Genomic DNA, 18,369 nt, shown 5'->3' on the forward strand with positions numbered 1-18,369 from the left:
GTCAGCAACGGGAAAAGCTTCAAGCGCCAAAGGGTCGCGCTTGAAGCTGTTTTTCAATAATCCAGTCCGGGTCTTTTCACCCTGTCTGTGGTGAAGCTGGTATGGGACCGGTTCACCCAGCGCTGCATCCGTGTGCAGGTTGTAATCGCCTTGCGGAATACCGCGGCCAGAAACAGGAAAAGATAAAAACTTTTTAACGTCATAATTTGGCCCCCGCCTGATGGATGACAGTGACGTTAGGTCAGATTCGGAAACCTGTATGTGAAGAAGTTCACCAATGGCGAAAAATTAGTTCCATATTGAAAACAATGGAGGCCGAAAGGGACTGGCCCAACAGAAAAGGCCCCGCACCGATAGGGTGCAGGGCCTGAAGAACTGTTAAGTGAAAGACCTTAGGCCGAAGCTTGCGCCTTGGCGATTTCTTTCTTCACTTTCAGAGCATTTGCCGACAGCTCATCGTCCTTGGCTTTGGCCAGGAACGCGTCCAGACCACCGCGGTGGTCAACCGAACGCAGCGCAGCCGCCGAGATGCGCAGCTTGACGCCACGGCCCAGAGTTTCGGACTGCAGGGTAACGTCGTTCAGGTTCGGCAGAAAACGACGACGAGTTCTGTTTTTGGCGTGGCTGACATTGTTGCCAGTCATCGGGCCTTTTCCGGTCAGTTCGCAACGGCGCGACATGGTTTCTTCCTTTGTTTCTGGAGGCCGGGCTAGGTACCCGCGGCCAAATCACAAGGGGCGCAACCCGAAGTCGCGCCCGAAAACTGGTTGGATGCGTGTAGTGGGAATCGCGCGGAGGGTCAAGACGGGCCGCGCGAAATCTTTCATTTTGCCTGCCATGCAGGAATGGCCCGGACGGGCCATGCCGTTGGCGAGAGTATTTGGCAAAAGGTGAAGCGGCCATGACGGCCCTTCAGCCGAGCGTGTCCAGAAGTTGTCCGGCAGCAACCGCCGGGCTGAGTCGTCCCTGCGAGACTTCGTCATTCAGGCGCTCCATCTCGGCGCGGGCCTGCGGTGTATCGAGACGGGCGAGAAGGGCGTGGCGGACCTCCTGATCGAACCAGTAGCGGGCCTGGGCAGCGCGGTTTGCCTCCCAGATACCGGTGTCGCGGCGCCATTGGGTCAGGGTTTGCATTTCGTCCCAGGCCTGTTCCAGCCCGTGTTCTTCGACGGCGGAAACGGTCATTGCCTTGGGGAAGCCTTCGGGGTCCTGCGGGCGTTTGCGCAGCAGCCGCAGTGCGCCGGCATAATCCGCGCAGGTGCGGGTGGCGGTGGCTTTCAGGTCGCCATCGGCCTTGTTGACCAGAATGATGTCCGCCATTTCCATGATGCCGCGCTTGACGCCCTGCAACTCGTCCCCACCCGCCGGGGCCAGCAGCAGCAGGAACAGGTCTGACAGTTCGGACACCACAGTTTCCGACTGTCCCACGCCCACGGTTTCGATCAACACCACGTCATAGCCTGCGGCCTCGCACAGGGCGATGGCCTCGCGGGTGCGGCGGGCGACGCCGCCAAGGTGGCTCTGGCTGGGAGAGGGCCGGATGAAGGCGTTGTGCTCGCGGCTCAGGCGTTCCATCCGGGTCTTGTCGCCCAGGATCGAGCCGCCCGAGCGGGCCGAGCTGGGATCGACCGCCAGAACCGCGACGCGCAGCCCCTGCCCCGTCAGCATCATGCCAAAGCTTTCGATGAAGGTGGACTTGCCCACGCCGGGTGTGCCGGACAGACCGATACGCAGCGCCTGACGCCCCGAACCGGCAAGCTGGGCCAGAAGGTCGCTGGCCTGTGCCCGGTGATCGGCGCGATTGCTTTCAACAAGGGTGATCGCACGCGCCAGCGCCCGGCGCTCGCCCTTCAGAATTCTGTCGCTCAGGCTGTCTGTCTGCATTCTTGTCCCGTTCCTAGAGGCAGGAACAGTTGCCGTGCTTGGGGGGTGTTTGTCCAGACCGGAGGCGGCAGGAAGTGCGAAGATCGCGCAGCCTGCGTCATTTCGTGCAGGGCGATTTGCTGATGTGAGCGCGGAAACTGGACGCCACCTGCGGGATCGCGGATAAGGGCCGGATGACCCTACGCCTGCCCATAGACGATGCCATACCCGGCCTGCTGGACGCCCTGCGGACGCAGGGGCGGGCCGTGCTGCAAGCACCGCCCGGTGCGGGCAAGACCACGCGGGTTCCGCTGGCGATGCTGGAGGCGGGTCTGTGCGGCGGCAGGATCGTGATGCTGGAGCCGCGGCGGCTGGCGGCACGGGCCGCGGCAGAGCGGATGGCAGAGACACTGGGAGAGCGCGCAGGCCAGAGTGTTGGCTATCGCGTGCGGGGCGATGCGAAAGTGTCAAAAGACACAAGGATCGAGGTGGTGACCGAGGGCATTCTGACCCGGATGCTGCAATCGGACCCTGACCTGCCGGGCATCGGGGCGGTGATCTTTGATGAATTCCACGAACGCTCGCTAAACGCGGATCTGGGGTTGGCCCTGTGCCTTGAGGTCACGGGCGCGCTGCGGGACGATCTGATTCTGCTGGCCATGTCGGCCACATTGGACGCGGACCCGGTGGGGCGCCTGATGGCCGCGCCGCTGGTTACGTCGGAAGGCCGGAGTTTTCCTGTCGAGATGCGCTGGCTGGACCGGCCATTGGGGCCTCAGGCACGGCGGCTGGATGCATTGGTCGATCTGGTCGTTGAGGCCGAGCGCGAGACCCGCGCCATCGGTGGCGGGATCTTGGTGTTTCTGCCCGGTGAAGGTGAAATCCGGCGGGCGGAGGCAGCCCTGACCGGACGCCTGCCCGCCAGTTGCACGGTGCGCCCGCTGTTCGGAGCCATGCCCTTTGCGGCCCAGCGCGCAGCGATTTCCCCGGTTGAGACCGGGCGCAAGGTGGTGCTGGCGACGTCGATTGCCGAAACCTCGCTGACGATCCCCGATATCCGGGTGGTGGTGGATATGGGGCAAGCGCGGCGGGCACGGTTTGATCCGGGCTCGGGCATGTCCCGACTGGTGACCCAGCGGGTGACACGGGCCGAGGCCACGCAACGCGCGGGTCGTGCGGGCCGTGTGGCAGAGGGGCTGTGTTACCGGCTGTGGTCAAAGGGGGAGGATGGCGCGCTGGCCGCGTACCCGCCGGCCGAGATTGAAGCCGCCGATCTGACCGGGCTGGCGCTGGAGCTGGCGCTGTGGGGCGCGGATGCCGCCGATCTGGCCTTTCTGACCCCGCCACCCGAAGGCGCGATGGCCGAAGCGCGCGCCCTTCTGGCGATGCTGGGCGCGCTGGACGGCAAGGGGCGGATCACCGAACACGGGCGGGCGCTGGCGGCGCTGCCGTTGCATCCCCGGCTGGGGCATATGCTGGTGCGGGCCGGACCGAGTGCCGCGCCTTTGGCCGCCTTGATGGCCGAGCGCGACCCCCTGCGCGGCGCGCCGGTGGATATCGCCTTGCGGCAAGAGGCACTTCGGGATGTGCGCACCTTTCAGCGCAACCGGGTCTGGCAGGTGAACATGGGCGCCGTGGATCGGATCAATGCCGAGGCCAAGCGGTTGAGGAAACAGGCCGGAAGCAAGACGGATGATCTGAGCGCTGCTGCCATGGCCGCCCTCGCCTATCCCGATCGTATCGGACAGCGGCGCAAGGGCGATGCGCCGCGTTATGTGTTGTCGGGGGGCAAAGGTGTCGTGCTGGACAGCGGCGATTCGCTGGCGGCGGCGCCTTTTCTGGTTGTCACCGACACCGATGGAAACCCGCGCGAGGCAAAGGTGCGGATGGCCACCCAGATTTCGGAACGCGAGATCCGCGAACTGTTCGCGGACCAGATCCATTGGGCCGAGGTTTGCGCCTGGTCAAAACGTGAGCGGCGGGTTGTGTCACGACAGCAGGAGCGGTTTGGGGCGATCACGCTGGACGACCGCATCTGGAAGGATGTCCCGGACGCCGCCGTGGCGCGTGCGATGCTGGACGGGGTGCGCGATCTGGGATTGCGGCTGGACGGGGCCGCCGCACGGCTAGCCGCGCGGGTGGAACTGGTGCGCGCCGACGGGGTGGACCTGCCCGACTTTTCAGTCGAGGGTCTGATGGCCGAGCTGGACGACTGGCTGTTGCCGATGCTGTCCGGTGTCAAAAGCGCGGAGGACTGGAAACGGTTCGACCCACTGCCCGCCTTGCGCGCGCGGCTGGACTGGACCCAGTCCCAGGAACTGGACCGGCGCGCACCGGGATCGTTTGAAACACCCCTGGGGCGCAAGGTACCAATCGATTATGGCGCGGCGGTCCCCGAAATCTCGGTTCGGTTGCAGGAGCTGTTCGGAGTGACCCGGCATCCGGTGGTTGGCGGACAGCCCCTGAAGATTACGCTGCTGTCCCCGGCGCAGCGCCCGATCCAGATTACCCGCGATCTGCCGGGGTTCTGGGCCGGGTCTTATGCGGATGTGCGCAAGGATATGCGGGCGCAATACCCCAAACATCCATGGCCCGAAGACCCGACACAGGCCGACCCGACGCTGAGGGCCAAACGCAGGCAGGAATAGACCCATTGCCGCGTTGCTTCCGGCAAGCGGCTCAGGCTTTCGGGGCTGTTGCACGAAATCTCACAAATCACAGTAAATTGACCGAAGAACCGGTCATAATCAGAAATAAGCGGACATTTCATTGAAGTCTGGCATTATTGTTGTTACGCACACAGGTTTCGAAGACAGAAACAGGATTTGAAGAACATATCATGAGTGCTTGGCTGCGAAATATCTGGGAAGAGGTCGGACGCCCCTTATTCCTGCGTCCCCAAAGGGTGCAGTTTGCGGCCCTGTGCACGCGCAAGCACGAGGATCAAGACGAGGTTCTGCTGATCACCAGCCGCGAAACCGGGCGCTGGATCATCCCGAAGGGCTGGCCTGTCAATGGTCTGGACGGGTTGGAGACGGCCCTGCTGGAGGCGTGGGAAGAGGCTGGCGTGCGTGCAGAAGCGGTCGACAAGGAGCCCATCGGCCAATTCACCTATGACAAGATCTTCAAGGGGGGATCGGCACAGTCGGTCCTGACCCGCGTCTACCGGGTTTCCGTGCGAGAACTTGCCGATGATTTTCCCGAAGTGGATAAGCGCAAACGTCAGTGGTTTTCACCGGCAGAAGCCGCCAAACGGGTGCAGGAGCCCGAGTTGCAGGCGCTGCTGCGACAGATGTAGCCGTTTCGCAACAATTTGATGGCTGCGCGCTTGCCCCTGAACCGGGAAACCGTTAGCTGCGGGCGATCTGCGAAACTTTGACCAAGCCCATGTCTGACACAAATTCAAAACCGCGCTGGCAGTCGCTTGACAGCGACCTGCAACGCATCTCGCGCGTCGAAATCGCCAATCTTCATGTCGCCCGCCCGCTGCTGGCGCCGGGAATTGCACTGGCGTTCATGGTGCTTGCCGGATTGATGGCGGCGGTGCTGTTCGGTCGGGCCGACGGCACCTATATCGTCGTGGCTGCGGCTGCGTTCGGGGCCTATATGGCGATCAATATCGGTGCCAATGACGTGGCCAACAACATGGGTCCCGCGGTGGGTGCGAACGCGCTGACCATGGGCGGTGCCATCGTGATCGCCGCCGTTGCCGAAAGCGCGGGCGCTTTGCTTGCGGGAGGCGACGTCGTCTCGACCATCTCGAAGGGGATCATCGACCCGGCCTCGGTGCAGAACACCAATGTGTTCATCTGGGCCATGATGGCGGCGCTGATTTCGTCCGCCATGTGGGTCAATCTGGCGACCTGGATCGGTGCGCCAGTGTCGACAACGCATTCGGTTGTGGGCGGGGTCATGGGCGCGGGGATTGCCGCTGCCGGTCTGAGCGCGGTGAGCTGGGGCACGATGGGCGCGATTGCCGCCAGCTGGGTGATCTCTCCGGTTCTTGGCGGCGTGATTGCGGCGGCATTCCTGGCACTGATCAAGACCAAGATCCAGTATCAGGACGACAAGATCGCTGCCGCGCGGCGTTGGGTGCCGATCCTTGTGGCGGTGATGGCGGCAGCGTTTGCCACCTATCTGTCGGTCAAGGGTCTGAAGCGGATCGTGAAGATCGAACTGGAGGTGGCGCTGCTGATCGGTCTGGGCAGCGGCGTGCTGGTCTGGGCGCTGACGGTTCCCTGGGTACGCCGCAAATCCGAGGGGATGGAGAACCGGACCCGGTCGCTGAAAACCCTGTTCGGCCTGCCATTGGTGATATCGGCCGCGTTTCTGAGTTTTGCCCACGGCGCCAATGATGTGGCCAACGCGGTCGGCCCTCTGGCGGCGATTGTACACGCGGCTGAGTTCGGAGATTTCGCCCAAAAGGTTTCGATCCCGTTATGGGTGATGATCATCGGCGCGTTCGGGATATCGTTCGGCCTGTTTCTGTTCGGGCCCAAGTTGATCCGGATGGTCGGCAGCCAGATCACCAAGCTGAACCCGATGCGGGCCTTTTGCGTCGCACTGTCGGCGGCGATCACTGTCATTGTGGCCAGCTGGCTGGGCCTGCCGGTCAGTTCCACGCATATCGCCGTTGGCGCAATCTTTGGCGTCGGGTTCTATCGCGAATGGCAGTCGGATCGCAGGCGGAAGCAGAACAATGGGAGAAACGCGACAGCGCAGAAGCTGGCCCCCGAAGAATTCCGGCGGCGCAAGCTGGTGCGGCGGTCGCATTTCATGACGATCATTGCAGCCTGGGTCGTGACCGTGCCCGCCGCCGCCGCCATGTCGGCCGTGATTTTCTGGATACTGACCGGCCTCGTCTGACGACCGGGATCAGAGCCTGATCTGTTCCGGGGACAGCGGATGATCAGGCGCGTGTTTGATCAGGTCTGACACTTTTGTGCACAGGGGGGTGGGCACCCCGGTTTCATGTCCCAGCCGAATGATATGGCCCTGAAGGCTGTCGATTTCCGTTTGCCGCTCGGCCATCAGGTCGTAGGCCATCGAGGTCCGGGCGGTGGGGTCGATGGTGAGCATCCGCGCCGCGATCCGGCTGAACAAAGGTGTCGGCAGGCGCAGGATATGCGGCGTCAGCCACGCCGGAAGCGGCGTTGTCGAGGCCACCGGATGCCCGGCCGCCTTGAGAACGGACAGCGCCTCGACCATCTGGTCGGCCATGAGGTTGCGCCAGTCACGGCTGAGCAGCTGATCCACAAGCGGCAGGCCTGACAGCGCGTTCAGCGCGTTGTTCAGGTTGACTACCAGCTTGCCCCATTGCACCGCCTCGATCCGGTCACTTGCGATAACGGGCAGGTCCGGGCTGCTAAGGGCAGTGGCCAGGTCGCCGGGGCCGTTCTGGATCACAATTTCGCCCGACGTGGCCCGGTGATAGGTGGCGGGGCCGCTCGGGACCACGTTGAAGGGGACCATTCCCGCGCGCACATCGCGACCGGGAAGTGCCTTGCGCAGGGTCGCCGCATTCTCGATCCCGTTTTGCCAGGACAGGACGGGCGCGTCCCAACAAGCGGCGTCCGCGATATGACCGGCCATATCCGCCGTTGCCCCGGATTTGACGGTGACAATGACCAGCTCGGCCTGATCCAGGCAGGCGGGATCCGTGCTGAGTGTCAGGGCTTCCGCCGCAACATGGTAATTGAGGCCATCGTAATTCGTGACCGTCAGCCCATGTTCGCGGATGGGGTCCAGTACACGGGCACGGCCCAGCAAGGTCACCGCATGCCCCGAGCGGGCCAGTAAACCGCCGCAGTAGCAGCCGATGCTGCCCGCGCCTGCGATGACAAGTTTCATGATACCCCCTCTGGTATACCAGAAAGGATCACCGCAAACGGACGGTTACACAAGCCCACCCGCCCCTGACGCCGCTCGCGGGCGGGCCAGCCGGGGCTTTGTGCGCTCAAGCTGTTCTGAAATGGCGATAAATTCGCGGTCATCCCCTGTCGGAAGATGGAAGGCGCCATTGACCCAATCGGCGCTTTTCCACTCATGAATCGCCGTCTCGATCTTTTCTTTCGAGGATGAGACGAAATTCCACCAGATATAGCGATCCTTGTTCAAAGTGGCGCCGCCCAGCAGCATCAGCCGCGCACCCTGCGGACCCGCTCGGGCCGACAACCTGTCACCGGGGCGGAACACCATCATGCGGCCTTCGTCGAATGTGTCGCCAGCAATCTCGATTGATCCTTGCGTGACATAGACACCGCGATCCTCATGGTCGTCGGGCAGCGGGAAAGTCGCGCCGGGGGCGAGTTCAACATCCAGATAAAAGGTCTCGGACAGCATCGTCACGGGGCTGGATTCGCCATAAGCAGTGCCGAGGATCAGCCGTGCGCTGACGCCCCTGTCTTGGATATGGGGCAGCGCACCTTGCTTGTGGTGTTCGAACTCGGGGGCCATATCCTCCTGCGTTTCGGGCAGGGCAAGCCAGGTCTGAATGCCGAACAGCTTGTGGCCTTTACCGCGCGTTTCTTCGCTGGTGCGCTCGGAATGGGTCACGCCACGGCCTGCAACCATCCAGTTGACCTCGCCGGGGTAAATCATCTGGTGAGTGCCGAGGCTGTCGCGATGTTCGAATTCGCCCTGATAGAGGTAAGTGACGGTTCCCAGCCCGATATGGGGGTGCGGACGCACGTCAATGCCGCCTTCGGTGACGAATTCTGCCGGGCCGACCTGATCGAAGAAGATGAATGGGCCAACCAGTTGGCGTTTGACCGAGGGCAGCGCGCGGCGCACCTCGAACCCGCCCAGATCGCGGGCGCGAGGAATGATGAGTGTTTCCAGCGCATTTTTTTCGGAGGCGCATTCGGGGTCATGGGTGGGGTTCCAACTCAATCCTGATCTCCTTTTTTGGTCCTCCGAGACGGCTTCATGTTCGCCCATGCTGAAGGTATTGGGAAAGTATCGCATGAAAAGTGCATTTTTGCACAATGATCGTGTAGTCCCTGGAACGATTTGCAGATACTCACAAAGGCGTGGAATGGCGTATTTGGCACGCTCCTTCGCGACTCTCGGAATCATGAACAATCGTGCTATCTTTAGACATCGGGTGTCGCCGGTTCAGGGAAGCCAGTCGAAGATGGGATTCAACCGACAGGAGTGGATGCAATGGCCCGACTCGAAATCAACCGCCGCAAGTTTGTTGCGACAGGGATTGGTACACTTGCAGCCGGTATGACCGGCATTTTCACACCTGCGCACGCCGCCGGTCTTGCGCCGACACCGTCGATGCGGGGCGGGTCGAACAATTACAGGCCCGGTGCGCCGATCGTGAAGCGCATCGGCGGCGGCGGGTTCTGGATGACCGGCACCGTGCGGCGCGCGGGCGACGGAGCCCCCCTGCCCGGCCAGCGCATCCAGATATGGGCCCACACGACCGAGGGGCATGAACGTGACCAGCGCAGCCATGGGGCGACACTAACCGATGCGAACGGAGAATTCCGGTTGGAAATGCCTCAGATTGTGCCTGCTTTTGGTCAACCGCACGGGCATCTGGCCTATGACAGCGGTGAATTTGAGACTGTGTTCCTGCGCCCTGTGATGGCGAGCGCGAAGGACAAAACCCTTGCTGCACATTTCGTGCTGCAACCTGTCTGACAGGTGTTAAAGCGCGTTGCGATCTGGGCGGCATTGATCGCCGCACTTCTGGCACCGGTCGTAGCAGCGGCTTTCAGCCCCTATCTGGCGTGGCGAGAGCCGATTTACATCGTCGCCGGTTTCGCAGGCATCATCGGGATGTGTCTTCTTCTGCTGCAACCCTTGCTGGCCGGGCGTTGGTTGCCCGGACTTTCTCCGGTCAACAGCCACCATTGGCACAGGCGGTGTGGCTTGGCCCTTGCTGCAAGCATTATGATCCATGTGACCGGCTTGTGGATCACAAGCCCGCCTGATGTGGCGGACGCATTGCTTTTCGTGTCTGCAACACCTTTTCCGACATGGGGGGTCATCGCCATGTGGGCGGGTTTTGCGGCGGCGGCAATGGGGATTTTTCGGCAGCGACTAAACTTGCGGTTTCGGGTCTGGCGCCTGGGCCATGCAGGACTGGCCATGGTAACCATTCTGGGTAGCGTCATTCACGCACTGCTGATCGAAGGTACGATGGAGACGATGACCAAGGTCGCTCTGTGCGCGCTGGTGATATTGGTGAGCGCGGGAACACTCGCCAAGTTGCGGATTTGGGAGGTGGATCGGCGTTAAACCACCGAGGAACCCTGCCGGGTCCGCGTCAACCAGCCAAACGCTTTGCATAGGTGGCGCGGGTCATCTCGACATCCTGCACGGTGATGCTGCCGACCTCGGGCATGGTCTGGGCCAGAACGTCCAGAATGATGGCGTTAAGCTCGGCCCGCGTGGCCTCATCCCGGCCGCGCATCAACAGCAGCGTGGCATGCACGAAGGTCTGCGGTTGCGTTCCGATGTAGGAATAGGCAATCGGCGCGGCGCGGATCTTGAGCGCTGAGGCGTCGATTTCATCATGTTTTGCGAGAACGGTATGCAGCCGCTCGCAAATCATCTGGAAATCATGGGTGTCGTCCAGAGATTTGGAGAATTCCAGGGTAACGTGAGGCATTGAATGCTCCGGGGGTCATGAGAGAGCCTGATGGCCCTCTCGAAACTGCAAGTTGATCTTAAACGCCCAGACACCAGCGCATTACGGCCTTTTGTGCGTGCAGGCGGTTTTCGGCCTCATCGAAGATGACCGAGTTCGGGCCGTCCATGACCTCGGAGGTTGCTTCTTCCTCACGATGCGCGGGCAGGCAGTGCATGAACAGCGCGTCGGGTTTGGCATGTGACATGAGTTCCGCGTTGACCTGATAGGGGCGCAGCATGTTGTGGCGACGTTCCTTGGCGGATTGGCTGTCATGCATCGAAACCCAGGTGTCGGCAACCACCAGATCCGCGCCCTCGACCGCTTTGTGTGGGTCCCGTTCGATGACGACTCTGGAACCCTTCTGGCGGGCAAACCCCAAGAATTCTTCTTCCGGATCAAGCTGGGCCGGGCCACTGAAGGTCAGATCGAAGCCGAATTGACCCGCCGCGTGCAGGAACGAGGCGCAGACATTGTTGCCATCACCGGTCCAGACCACTTTCTTTCCTGCGATGGGGCCGCGGTGTTCCTCGAACGTCAGCACGTCGGCCATGATCTGGCAGGGATGGGTACGATCGGTCAGACCGTTGATGACGGGCACGTCGGAATACTCGGCCATTTCGGTCAGGATGGTCTCATCGAAGGTGCGGATCATGATCATGTCGACATAACGCGACAGCACACGGGCGGTATCGGCAATAGTTTCGCCGTGACCCAACTGCATGTCCTTGCCCGACAGCACCATGGTCTGGCCGCCCATCTGGCGTACACCGACGTCAAAGGACACGCGCGTCCGGGTCGAGGGTTTTTCGAAGATCAGCGCGACCATGCGGTCTTTCAGCGGCTGTTCGTCGTCAGGGGCGGCCTTGGGACGGCCCAGACGCGCCTGTTTCATCGCGCCCGCCTGATCGATCATGAACCGCAACGCGGTGGCATCGGTTTTGTGGATGTCGAGAAAGTGATTCATATCGCTTCGCTTTTGGCTGGTCAGGCGGTGGGGGCCAGCCCCCACACCCCCGGAGTATTTGGGAAAAGATGAAGCTCAGGCAGTTGCGAGCTGGGTTTCGATCTGATTGGCGGCCTTGTCGAGGCGGATCATGGCCTGGGCGATGTCATCCTCGGTCAGGGTCAGGGGCGGCAGCAGGCGGATGACGTTGTCGGCGGCAGGGACGGTGATGACCAGATTGTCATAGCCCGCATTGACCACGTCGATATTTGGCGCCTTGCATTTCAGGCCGAGCATCAGGCCCGATCCGCGCACCTCTTCGAAAACCTCGGGGTGATCGGCAACCAGACCTTCGAGTTTCTGGCGCAACAGGCCGGCCTTGCGGTTGACACCTTCGAGGAAGGCGGGTGTGGCGACCTGATCGATCACGGCACAGCCCACGGCACAGCCCAGCGGGTTGCCGCCATAGGTGGAGCCATGCGTGCCTGCGGTCATGCCGGATGCCGCGTCTTCGGTTGCCAGCACGGCGCCGAGGGGGAAACCACCGCCGATGCCTTTGGCGACCATTATGATATCCGGGGTGATCCCCGCCCATTCATGGGCGAAGAGCCTGCCGGTACGACCGACGCCGCATTGCACCTCGTCCAGGATCAGCAGCAGACCGTGTTCGTCGCAAATGGCGCGCAGGGCCTTGAGCTCGGCATCGGGCACGGGGCGGATGCCGCCCTCGCCCTGAATCGGTTCGATCAGGATGGCTGCGGTATTTTCCGTGATGGCGTCGGTGACACCGTCGAGATCGCCAAAGGTGACGTGGACAAAGCCCGGCAAAAGCGGGCCAAAGCCTTTGGTCATCTTCTCGGACCCGGCCGCTGCGATGCCCGCCGACGACCGGCCATGGAACGAGCCGTCGAAGGTGATGATCTCAACCCGTTCGGGCTGGCCTTTGTCATAGAAATACTTGCGGGCCATCTTCACGGCCAGTTCACAGGCTTCGGTGCCGGAATTCGTGAAGAATACCGTATCCGCAAAGGTGTGTTCGACCAGCTTGTCTGCCAGTGCCTGCTGTTGCGGGATGTTGTAGAGGTTCGAGACATGCCACAGCGCGTGGGCCTGTTCCGTCAGGGCGGCCACCAGCGCCGGATGGGCATGGCCCAGCGCGTTCACCGCGATCCCTGCGCCGAGGTCCAGAAAACGTCGGCCATCCGCTTCAGTCAGCCAGGCGCCTTCGCCCTTTACAAATGATAGGGGCGCGCGGTTATAGGTCGGCAGAACGGACGGGATCATGGGATCATCCTTTTCGGGTCGTTTGAGCCTCGTGAGTGATACACGAAGGCCCGCTTCGTCAACAGATTTGGTGAGAATTGTGCCAATTTGGCAGGCACATGGGATCAAACAGGCCGATTACGCAGAGCGGCGTCGGCGTCGGAGCAACTGGATATGTGCGCGTTTGATCATGGCCGCTCTATAGACGTGAAAAGACAGCCTGAAAACCCCATTATTGCCGCAGGGTCAAAATTGCCACCGGATCATTACGCCGAGCGCCAGCGGTCGAGCTTGCCCATGCCGCGGGTGAAAGCCCAGGCAAGGATGCGGGGCATGCCTTTGGCGACAAGGGCATCGACGCAGTGAGACTGAAACTCTTCCAGCGATGCGTCGGGATGGCGGAACGCACCGTTTTCGTAACACAGCGAGCAGTAACGCGTGCTGCGCCCGCCGCCAGCTTCGGACCCGCCGCCCTGGGGGTCTTTTGACAGCGGCATGCCGCAACTTTGGCATTTGGGACCCATGGTGCTTGTCCTTGCAGAGAATAACTGTCTGACATAGGATCAAAACCATGGAGTTGAGTCAACGGTTTTGAAACATGCGGATCGGGGAACTTGCGCGGCGCAGCGGGCTGAGCCGTGACACGCTGAGGTTTTATGAACGCCAAGGGCTGATCCGGTCAACTCCGGGGCCGGACAACACCAACAGCTATCGCGACTATCCCGAAGAAGCGCTGATCACGCTGGAGCAAGTTGCAGATGCACAGGCGGCAGGCATCAGCATTGCAGAGCTGGTCATGTTGCTGGGGCAGTTGGAAGCCGCCGATCCCGACAGCTTTGACGGCGAGGCGTTTTTGCAGGACCGGATTGACGAGGTCGAAGCACGGATCGCACGGGCAGAGCGGTTTTTGAACAGCCTCAAACAAGCCAAGGCGGCGCTGGCTGCCCCTCCGGTTTTGCGCTGAGCGCAGATTTGCGTCTTGCCAAGGCCCCCGTTTTGGCGCACCGCTTTCGCCCATGTTCACCCCGAAGGCGCAAAATCCTGCTGTGGCCGCAGGGCTGATCTTTGTCGCGACCGCCTTTATCGCGGCGACGACGCTGTTGGCCAAGGCGTTGGGGACGGAGACACTCGGGCCTCCCTTGCACGCGATGCAGATCAGTCACGGGCGGTTTCTGTTTGCTCTGTTTGCCATCCTGTCGGCGGTCGCAGTGCTTCGCCCCCGGCTGGGACGGCCCCATTGGGGGCTGCATGTCGGGCGAACCAGCTTTGGCTGGGCCGGGGTGACGTTGATGTTCGCGTCTGTTGCGTTCATTCCGATGGCGGATGCGACGGCGATTTCCTTTCTGAACCCTGTCTTTGGTATGGTACTGGCCATTCCGCTATTGGGGGAGCGGGTCGGCCGGTGGCGCTGGCTGGCGGCGGCCGTGGCCCTTGTGGGTGCGGTGATCCTGCTGCGCCCGACACCTGCAAGTTTTCAGCCCGCCGCCCTTCTGGCGCTGGCTGCGGCGGCGTTTATCGGGATGGAGCTGATCTTTATCAAGAAACTGTCGGGGCGCGAGGCTCCGATCCAGATTCTGCTGATCAACAACACGATGGGGCTGGTGATCGCTACGGTCGCGGTCAGCTTTGTGTTTCAAATGCCTACGCCGCAGCAATGGGTTGCACTGGTGGGGATCGGCCTGCTGATGGCCTGCGCGCAGGTTTGTTTCATCAACGGCATGGCACGGGCGGACGCGTCATTCGTGGCCCCGATCAGCTATGCCACGTTGATTTTCGCCGCGCTGTACGATTTTGCGGTGTTTGATGTGATCCCCGACCGGATCAGTCTGATTGGCGCGGTCACGATTCTGACCGGAGGGCTGATCCTGGTCTGGCGCGAGGCAGTAAACCGCCGGACCTGACAGAAAAAACCGTCCTTGCGGTTCAGGGGCGACCTTTGTGTCGCAAACCCCCATGAACGGCAAAGCAGCAGGCGCATTCTGGGCTGAGTTGATTTGCGAGTTTGTCATGCATGAACGCCGAATACCTGAATGGGTCCGCCACGCGCCTGCCCCATCAGTTCGCGATTTTGGGATTCTGGCCGGGATTGAAGCCATCGTGCGTGGCATCCTGATTTCAGTCTTTCCGCTGGCGATGTACCGGGCGCTGGGCGATGCCTCGTCCGTGTCATTCCTGTATTTCCTGATTGGCATCCTGTCCCTGCTGGTCGGGTTGATGGTGCCGTTCCTGATCCGTTTTGTACCGCGCAGATGGGCCTATTCCACCGGTTGTGTCATGTTCATCTGTGGTGCATCGCTGGCGATCGAGGGCAGCCCCGAGGCCGTGGTCGGCGCATTGGCCCTAAATACCATGGCCACGGTTGTCACTTTCATCTGCTTCAACACCTATGTGCTGGATTACATCAGCAAGATCGAACTTGGCCGGTGCGAGACCAGCCGCATGTTCTACAGCGCTTTGGGATGGACGGGCGGCCCAATGGCCGGTGTCCTGCTGATGGAGCTGTGGCACCCTGCCCCGTTTGTCATCAGTGCCGGTGCAGCGCTGGTCATGCTGGCGCAGTTCTGGCGCATGCGTCTGGGCAATGGCAAGCTGATCACCAAGGCCCGTGGTCCGGCCAACAACCCGTTGGCCTTTCTTCCCCGGTTCTTTGTTCAACCCAGATTGGTTGCCGGATATCTGTTTGCAATGATCCGGTCCTGCGGGTGGTGGATATATGTGGTCTACCTGCCCATTTTCGCCATCCAAAACGGGCTGGGAGAACAACTGGGCGGCATCCTTCTGTCGTGCACAAACGCCATGCTGCTGGCCGCCCCTTTGATCCTGCGCTGGGTCCAGACGCGGTCGCTCAGGTCGGCTGTTCGCATCGGGTTTGCTGCTGCCGGGGGCTGCTTTTTCGCAGCCGGATTGGTCGCGGGATGGCCTGTCGCCTCGGTGGCTGCGCTGGTTCTGGGGTCTGTCTGGCTGATCGTTCTGGATATCTGCGCCGGATTGCCCTTCCTTATGGCCGTGAAACCGTCTGAGCGAACCGAGATGTCGGCGATTTATTCCAGTTACCGCGATGTCTCGGGCATTCTGACGCCCGGTATTGCAGCTCTGGTCTTGCTGGCGGCACCGGTGGCCGGTGTGTTCGCGGCAGGCGGGATTGCTTTGTTTGGGGCATGGGCTGTCTCGGCCCGCTTGCATCCGCGGCTGGGCGAACCCAAGCCTGCCCTGTCGCCCGATAGGCTGGCAGAGCCCGGTTAAGCCTTAAGCCGATAGCCGGTGCGCAGTATTTGCCAGGTGATCAGCCCGATGGCCAGCGTGGCAAAACCACAAACCGCCATGCCCAACCACGGAGAGCTGTCGGACACGCCGATCATGCCGTAACGCAGCCCATCGATCAGGTAGAAGACCGGGTTCAGGTGGGTCAGGCGGTTCAGGACAGAAGGCAGCGCCTCGACCGAATAGAAGGTGCCCGACAGGAAGGCCAGAGGTGTGACGATGAAGTTGGTGATCGCGGCCATCTGGTCGAACTTGTTCGCAAAGATCCCGGCAAAGAGGCCCAGCGCGCCCATGAATGCGCCCCCCAGAACAACAAAGATCAGCGCAATCAACGGGTGCTGGGGCGCGATGGACAGCAAAACCAGCAAAGCAATCGAAATCACCAGCGCGATCATCAGGCCACGGGCGATGCCACCGGCAAGATACCCCAGCAGGATCTCGAGCGGGGACAGCGGCGGCATCAGCGTGTCGACGATATTGCCCTGCACCTTTGCAATCACCATCGAAGAGGAGGTATTGGCAAAGGCGTTCTGGATCACCGTCATCATCAGGATCCCCGGTGCCAGAAACACCACAAACGGCACGCCCATGACGTCAGGGCGGCTGGGCCCAATGGCGATTGTGAAGATCAGCAGGAACAGGCCAGCCGTGACCAGAGGCGCCAGAACGGTCTGGGTCCAGACCGAAAGAAAGCGCCGGATTTCGCGCTGCGCCAGCGTGTAAAGCCCCATCCAGTTGACCGCTCCAAAGCTGCGTGCGGTCTGTTCTGCGGGATTCTGCATGCTTTGCCCTCAACCTGATTCGAAGACAGCTTGTAACTCGGGCCGCAGTGTTTAGAATAGGGGGCTGAGACGAATTCCCAAGGCGGCCCGAATCCGGGGCCGCTTTCCGCTTTTGAAAGGCTGACGATGTCCTGGACAGACGAGCGCGTAGAACTGCTGAAGAAGATGTGGGGCGAAGGCCAGTCGGCCAGCCAGATCGCCAAGGAACTGGGTGGCGTGACCCGCAACGCGGTGATTGGCAAGGTCCACCGCCTGGGCCTGTCCAACCGGACAGCAGGCGCAGCCCCGGCCAAGTCCGAACCGAAAGAGAAACCGGCACCCGCGCCCAAGGCCGAAGCCAAGCCCAGACCCATGCCAAAGACAGAACCGGCGCGCCCGGCTGCTGCTGCCGAGGCGAAACCCGCCGTTCCGGCGCGCCGCCAGATCATCCCGGCCGGTCAGCCGCTGCCGCCGCAGCCCTCGGCCAACGAAATCAGCCCCGAGGCGCTGGCCAAGGTCAACGAGATCGAGAAGAAAGCCAAGAAGCTGACGCTGATGGAACTGACCGAGAAAACCTGCAAGTGGCCCGTGGGCGACCCCGCGACCGAGGATTTCTGGTTCTGCGGACTGCCGGTTGAGGCAGGCAAACCCTATTGCGAGGCGCATGTGGGCGTGGCCTTCCAACCCATGAGCTCGCGCCGCGACCGGCGGCGGTAATTGCGAACACAAGAACCTAAATCTTGTCTATGGAACGTGAAAAGGGCGCAGGCGTTTCGCCACGCCTCTTACCGGAGGCGTTGCATAGTCAAGAACGACGCAAGACGTAACGAGCTCTTACAAAGAAAACACCCTCGCTGAATGCTGCGAGGGTGTCTTAGTTCGGAGCGTCAACTTTGCGGACAATTAGGACACTGGGCCGTCAAAACTCTAGGTGAAAACTTGGTAGTGATATGATGCGCACGGTTGATGTAGGACGCGCTTGCCATCGACGCTTTCGATGACGCTTTCAAAAGTATGCCGCATATCGGAAGCCACTGCTTCGTACTGTGAATACCGGTCAGGATCAGGTCGCACGATCTTATCCAAAAAGTACTCAAAAGTTGGGTACTCCCGGGTCAAAACATACTCATTTTTGGCCAACAAGCTGTAGCTTTGGTCTTTATCGAGTCGATTCAAAACGTTGTGGGAGTTTGTACGCACAGACGTCTCGTCTTCGACCATCCGAACTACGTCAAACATTGTTCCATACGGATAAGGTTCGACCACATGCAATCGACCGTTTTGCCTCAAAACCCGGCGAACTTCATCGAAGGCGGCTTCGTGCAGATTGGCTGGCACGTGATGTAGAGAAAAGAAGAAACAGGCCAACTGCTGTGAGTTTGTTTCCAAAGGCAAGTTTTCTGCCGTTCCTAGTCGAACATCAACGTCGGGTGGCAAGTTTGATTTCGCATTCGATACTTTGGCGGGGTCAACTTCGATGGCGGTTACATGTGCACCCTCCGCATGAAGTTGCTTTGAGTACACGCCATCCCCCGCTCCGATATCAACAACTGGGCGACCCTTCATCGAATACATGGACCGCAACAGCGCAATGTGTGCCATGTGGATAACCTCCAATGCGACGGCGCGCA

General features: G+C 61.2%; 20 protein-coding genes. 9 read left to right on the forward strand and 11 right to left on the reverse strand.

The window, feature by feature from the left end; genetic code table 11:
* Positions 1–53: 53 nt before the first annotated feature.
* From ACR0ID_RS08915 to meaB, 3 genes are all read right to left on the reverse strand, one after another.
* On the reverse strand, positions 54–203 hold the full coding sequence (locus ACR0ID_RS08915) for a hypothetical protein (protein WP_480555992.1): 150 nt from the start codon (positions 201–203) through the stop codon (positions 54–56).
* A gap of 189 nt (positions 204–392) precedes the next feature.
* Positions 393–680 carry a 50S ribosomal protein L28 gene (gene rpmB, locus ACR0ID_RS08920; protein WP_008756960.1) on the reverse strand — a complete coding sequence of 96 codons (288 nt, stop codon included), beginning with the start codon at positions 678–680 and terminating at the stop codon, positions 393–395.
* 232 nt (positions 681–912) lie between these two features.
* Positions 913–1,884, reverse strand: coding sequence for a methylmalonyl Co-A mutase-associated GTPase MeaB (gene meaB / locus ACR0ID_RS08925; protein WP_480473639.1), 972 nt, complete (start codon positions 1,882–1,884; stop codon positions 913–915).
* Positions 1,885–2,057: 173 nt separating this feature from the next.
* Here meaB and hrpB point away from each other — a divergent pair, with 173 nt between their 5' ends.
* The 3 genes from hrpB to ACR0ID_RS08940 all read left to right on the forward strand — a co-directional run bounded on the left by hrpB (position 2,058) and on the right by ACR0ID_RS08940 (position 6,729).
* Entirely contained in the window at positions 2,058–4,511 is a 2,454-nt protein-coding gene (gene hrpB, locus ACR0ID_RS08930) for an ATP-dependent helicase HrpB (protein WP_480604930.1), read from the forward strand.
* A gap of 191 nt (positions 4,512–4,702) precedes the next feature.
* Positions 4,703–5,161, forward strand: coding sequence for an NUDIX hydrolase (locus ACR0ID_RS08935; protein WP_480507833.1), 459 nt, complete (start codon positions 4,703–4,705; stop codon positions 5,159–5,161).
* An 89-nt stretch (positions 5,162–5,250) separates the two neighbouring features.
* Positions 5,251–6,729 carry an inorganic phosphate transporter gene (locus ACR0ID_RS08940; protein ID WP_480604932.1) on the forward strand — a complete coding sequence of 493 codons (1,479 nt, stop codon included), beginning with the start codon at positions 5,251–5,253 and terminating at the stop codon, positions 6,727–6,729.
* 9 nt (positions 6,730–6,738) lie between these two features.
* On the opposite strand, the gene ACR0ID_RS08945 is transcribed toward ACR0ID_RS08940, so the two are convergent.
* Together ACR0ID_RS08945 and ACR0ID_RS08950 are read right to left on the reverse strand one after the other, a co-directional pair.
* Positions 6,739–7,713 (reverse strand): 2-dehydropantoate 2-reductase, encoded by a 975-nt coding sequence (locus ACR0ID_RS08945; RefSeq protein WP_480604933.1) that lies wholly within the window; start codon positions 7,711–7,713, stop codon positions 6,739–6,741.
* Between the two features lie 45 nt (positions 7,714–7,758).
* Complete coding sequence (locus ACR0ID_RS08950) at positions 7,759–8,754, reverse strand: pirin family protein (protein ID WP_480604935.1); 996 nt, start codon at positions 8,752–8,754, stop codon at positions 7,759–7,761.
* A gap of 273 nt (positions 8,755–9,027) precedes the next feature.
* On the opposite strand from ACR0ID_RS08950, the gene ACR0ID_RS08955 reads away from it, so the two are divergent.
* Together ACR0ID_RS08955 and ACR0ID_RS08960 are read left to right on the forward strand one after the other, a co-directional pair.
* Complete coding sequence (locus ACR0ID_RS08955) at positions 9,028–9,516, forward strand: peptidase associated/transthyretin-like domain-containing protein (protein ID WP_480604936.1); 489 nt, start codon at positions 9,028–9,030, stop codon at positions 9,514–9,516.
* A gap of 3 nt (positions 9,517–9,519) precedes the next feature.
* Complete coding sequence (locus ACR0ID_RS08960) at positions 9,520–10,116, forward strand: ferric reductase-like transmembrane domain-containing protein (protein WP_480604938.1); 597 nt, start codon at positions 9,520–9,522, stop codon at positions 10,114–10,116.
* Positions 10,117–10,144: 28 nt separating this feature from the next.
* Here the strand turns inward: ACR0ID_RS08960 and ACR0ID_RS08965 are convergent, their stop codons facing one another.
* The 4 genes from ACR0ID_RS08965 to ACR0ID_RS08980 all read right to left on the reverse strand — a co-directional run bounded on the left by ACR0ID_RS08965 (position 10,145) and on the right by ACR0ID_RS08980 (position 13,240).
* Positions 10,145–10,489 carry a 5-carboxymethyl-2-hydroxymuconate Delta-isomerase gene (locus tag ACR0ID_RS08965; RefSeq protein ID WP_480604940.1) on the reverse strand — a complete coding sequence of 115 codons (345 nt, stop codon included), beginning with the start codon at positions 10,487–10,489 and terminating at the stop codon, positions 10,145–10,147.
* Positions 10,490–10,547: 58 nt separating this feature from the next.
* On the reverse strand, positions 10,548–11,474 hold the full coding sequence (gene argF, locus ACR0ID_RS08970; protein WP_480604942.1) for an ornithine carbamoyltransferase: 927 nt from the start codon (positions 11,472–11,474) through the stop codon (positions 10,548–10,550).
* A 75-nt stretch (positions 11,475–11,549) separates the two neighbouring features.
* Positions 11,550–12,737: an acetylornithine transaminase gene (locus ACR0ID_RS08975; RefSeq protein ID WP_480604944.1), complete on the reverse strand. Its 1,188-nt coding sequence runs from the start codon at positions 12,735–12,737 to the stop codon at positions 11,550–11,552.
* A gap of 245 nt (positions 12,738–12,982) precedes the next feature.
* Positions 12,983–13,240 (reverse strand): zinc ribbon domain-containing protein, encoded by a 258-nt coding sequence (locus ACR0ID_RS08980; RefSeq protein WP_480495119.1) that lies wholly within the window; start codon positions 13,238–13,240, stop codon positions 12,983–12,985.
* 74 nt (positions 13,241–13,314) lie between these two features.
* Between ACR0ID_RS08980 and ACR0ID_RS08985 the strand changes: the two genes are divergently transcribed.
* The 3 genes from ACR0ID_RS08985 (at position 13,315) to ACR0ID_RS08995 (ending at position 15,959) form a co-directional block, all read left to right on the forward strand.
* Positions 13,315–13,680, forward strand: a complete 366-nt coding sequence (locus tag ACR0ID_RS08985; RefSeq protein WP_480604946.1) for a MerR family transcriptional regulator — start codon at positions 13,315–13,317, stop codon at positions 13,678–13,680.
* Positions 13,681–13,732: 52 nt separating this feature from the next.
* Positions 13,733–14,617 (forward strand): DMT family transporter, encoded by an 885-nt coding sequence (locus ACR0ID_RS08990; RefSeq protein WP_480473653.1) that lies wholly within the window; start codon positions 13,733–13,735, stop codon positions 14,615–14,617.
* 106 nt (positions 14,618–14,723) lie between these two features.
* The gene (locus tag ACR0ID_RS08995; RefSeq protein WP_480476807.1) at positions 14,724–15,959 is read left to right on the forward strand and encodes an MFS transporter; all 1,236 of its coding nucleotides are present in this window, start codon (positions 14,724–14,726) and stop codon (positions 15,957–15,959) included.
* Here ACR0ID_RS08995 and ACR0ID_RS09000 read toward each other — a convergent pair.
* Entirely contained in the window at positions 15,956–16,759 is an 804-nt protein-coding gene (locus tag ACR0ID_RS09000) for an ABC transporter permease (protein ID WP_480604948.1), read from the reverse strand. The genes ACR0ID_RS08995 and ACR0ID_RS09000 overlap by 4 nt on opposite strands.
* Before the next feature lie 126 nt (positions 16,760–16,885).
* Here ACR0ID_RS09000 and ACR0ID_RS09005 point away from each other — a divergent pair, with 126 nt between their 5' ends.
* Entirely contained in the window at positions 16,886–17,455 is a 570-nt protein-coding gene (locus tag ACR0ID_RS09005) for a GcrA family cell cycle regulator (protein WP_267363457.1), read from the forward strand.
* Positions 17,456–17,665: 210 nt separating this feature from the next.
* Here the strand turns inward: ACR0ID_RS09005 and ACR0ID_RS09010 are convergent, their stop codons facing one another.
* On the reverse strand, positions 17,666–18,340 hold the full coding sequence (locus ACR0ID_RS09010) for a class I SAM-dependent methyltransferase (protein ID WP_480555999.1): 675 nt from the start codon (positions 18,338–18,340) through the stop codon (positions 17,666–17,668).
* Positions 18,341–18,369 lie beyond the last annotated feature (29 nt).

Source organism: Ruegeria sp. AL2 (genome assembly GCF_056540845.1).

Coding starts and splice junctions, on each gene's coding strand:
- argF (WP_480604942.1), bottom strand. CDS start 11,474: ATGAATCACTTTCTCGACATCCACAAAACCGATGCCACCGCGTTGCGG.
- ACR0ID_RS08935 (WP_480507833.1), top strand. CDS start 4,703: ATGAGTGCTTGGCTGCGAAATATCTGGGAAGAGGTCGGACGCCCCTTA.
- ACR0ID_RS08915 (WP_480555992.1), bottom strand. CDS start 203: ATGACGTTAAAAAGTTTTTATCTTTTCCTGTTTCTGGCCGCGGTATTC.
- ACR0ID_RS08995 (WP_480476807.1), top strand. CDS start 14,724: ATGCATGAACGCCGAATACCTGAATGGGTCCGCCACGCGCCTGCCCCA.
- ACR0ID_RS08985 (WP_480604946.1), top strand. CDS start 13,315: ATGCGGATCGGGGAACTTGCGCGGCGCAGCGGGCTGAGCCGTGACACG.
- ACR0ID_RS08955 (WP_480604936.1), top strand. CDS start 9,028: ATGGCCCGACTCGAAATCAACCGCCGCAAGTTTGTTGCGACAGGGATT.
- ACR0ID_RS08975 (WP_480604944.1), bottom strand. CDS start 12,737: ATGATCCCGTCCGTTCTGCCGACCTATAACCGCGCGCCCCTATCATTT.
- ACR0ID_RS08940 (WP_480604932.1), top strand. CDS start 5,251: ATGTCTGACACAAATTCAAAACCGCGCTGGCAGTCGCTTGACAGCGAC.
- ACR0ID_RS08945 (WP_480604933.1), bottom strand. CDS start 7,713: ATGAAACTTGTCATCGCAGGCGCGGGCAGCATCGGCTGCTACTGCGGC.
- ACR0ID_RS09005 (WP_267363457.1), top strand. CDS start 16,886: ATGTCCTGGACAGACGAGCGCGTAGAACTGCTGAAGAAGATGTGGGGC.
- hrpB (WP_480604930.1), top strand. CDS start 2,058: ATGACCCTACGCCTGCCCATAGACGATGCCATACCCGGCCTGCTGGAC.
- ACR0ID_RS08990 (WP_480473653.1), top strand. CDS start 13,733: ATGTTCACCCCGAAGGCGCAAAATCCTGCTGTGGCCGCAGGGCTGATC.
- ACR0ID_RS08965 (WP_480604940.1), bottom strand. CDS start 10,489: ATGCCTCACGTTACCCTGGAATTCTCCAAATCTCTGGACGACACCCAT.
- rpmB (WP_008756960.1), bottom strand. CDS start 680: ATGTCGCGCCGTTGCGAACTGACCGGAAAAGGCCCGATGACTGGCAAC.
- ACR0ID_RS09000 (WP_480604948.1), bottom strand. CDS start 16,759: ATGCAGAATCCCGCAGAACAGACCGCACGCAGCTTTGGAGCGGTCAAC.
- ACR0ID_RS09010 (WP_480555999.1), bottom strand. CDS start 18,340: ATGGCACACATTGCGCTGTTGCGGTCCATGTATTCGATGAAGGGTCGC.
- ACR0ID_RS08980 (WP_480495119.1), bottom strand. CDS start 13,240: ATGGGTCCCAAATGCCAAAGTTGCGGCATGCCGCTGTCAAAAGACCCC.
- meaB (WP_480473639.1), bottom strand. CDS start 1,884: ATGCAGACAGACAGCCTGAGCGACAGAATTCTGAAGGGCGAGCGCCGG.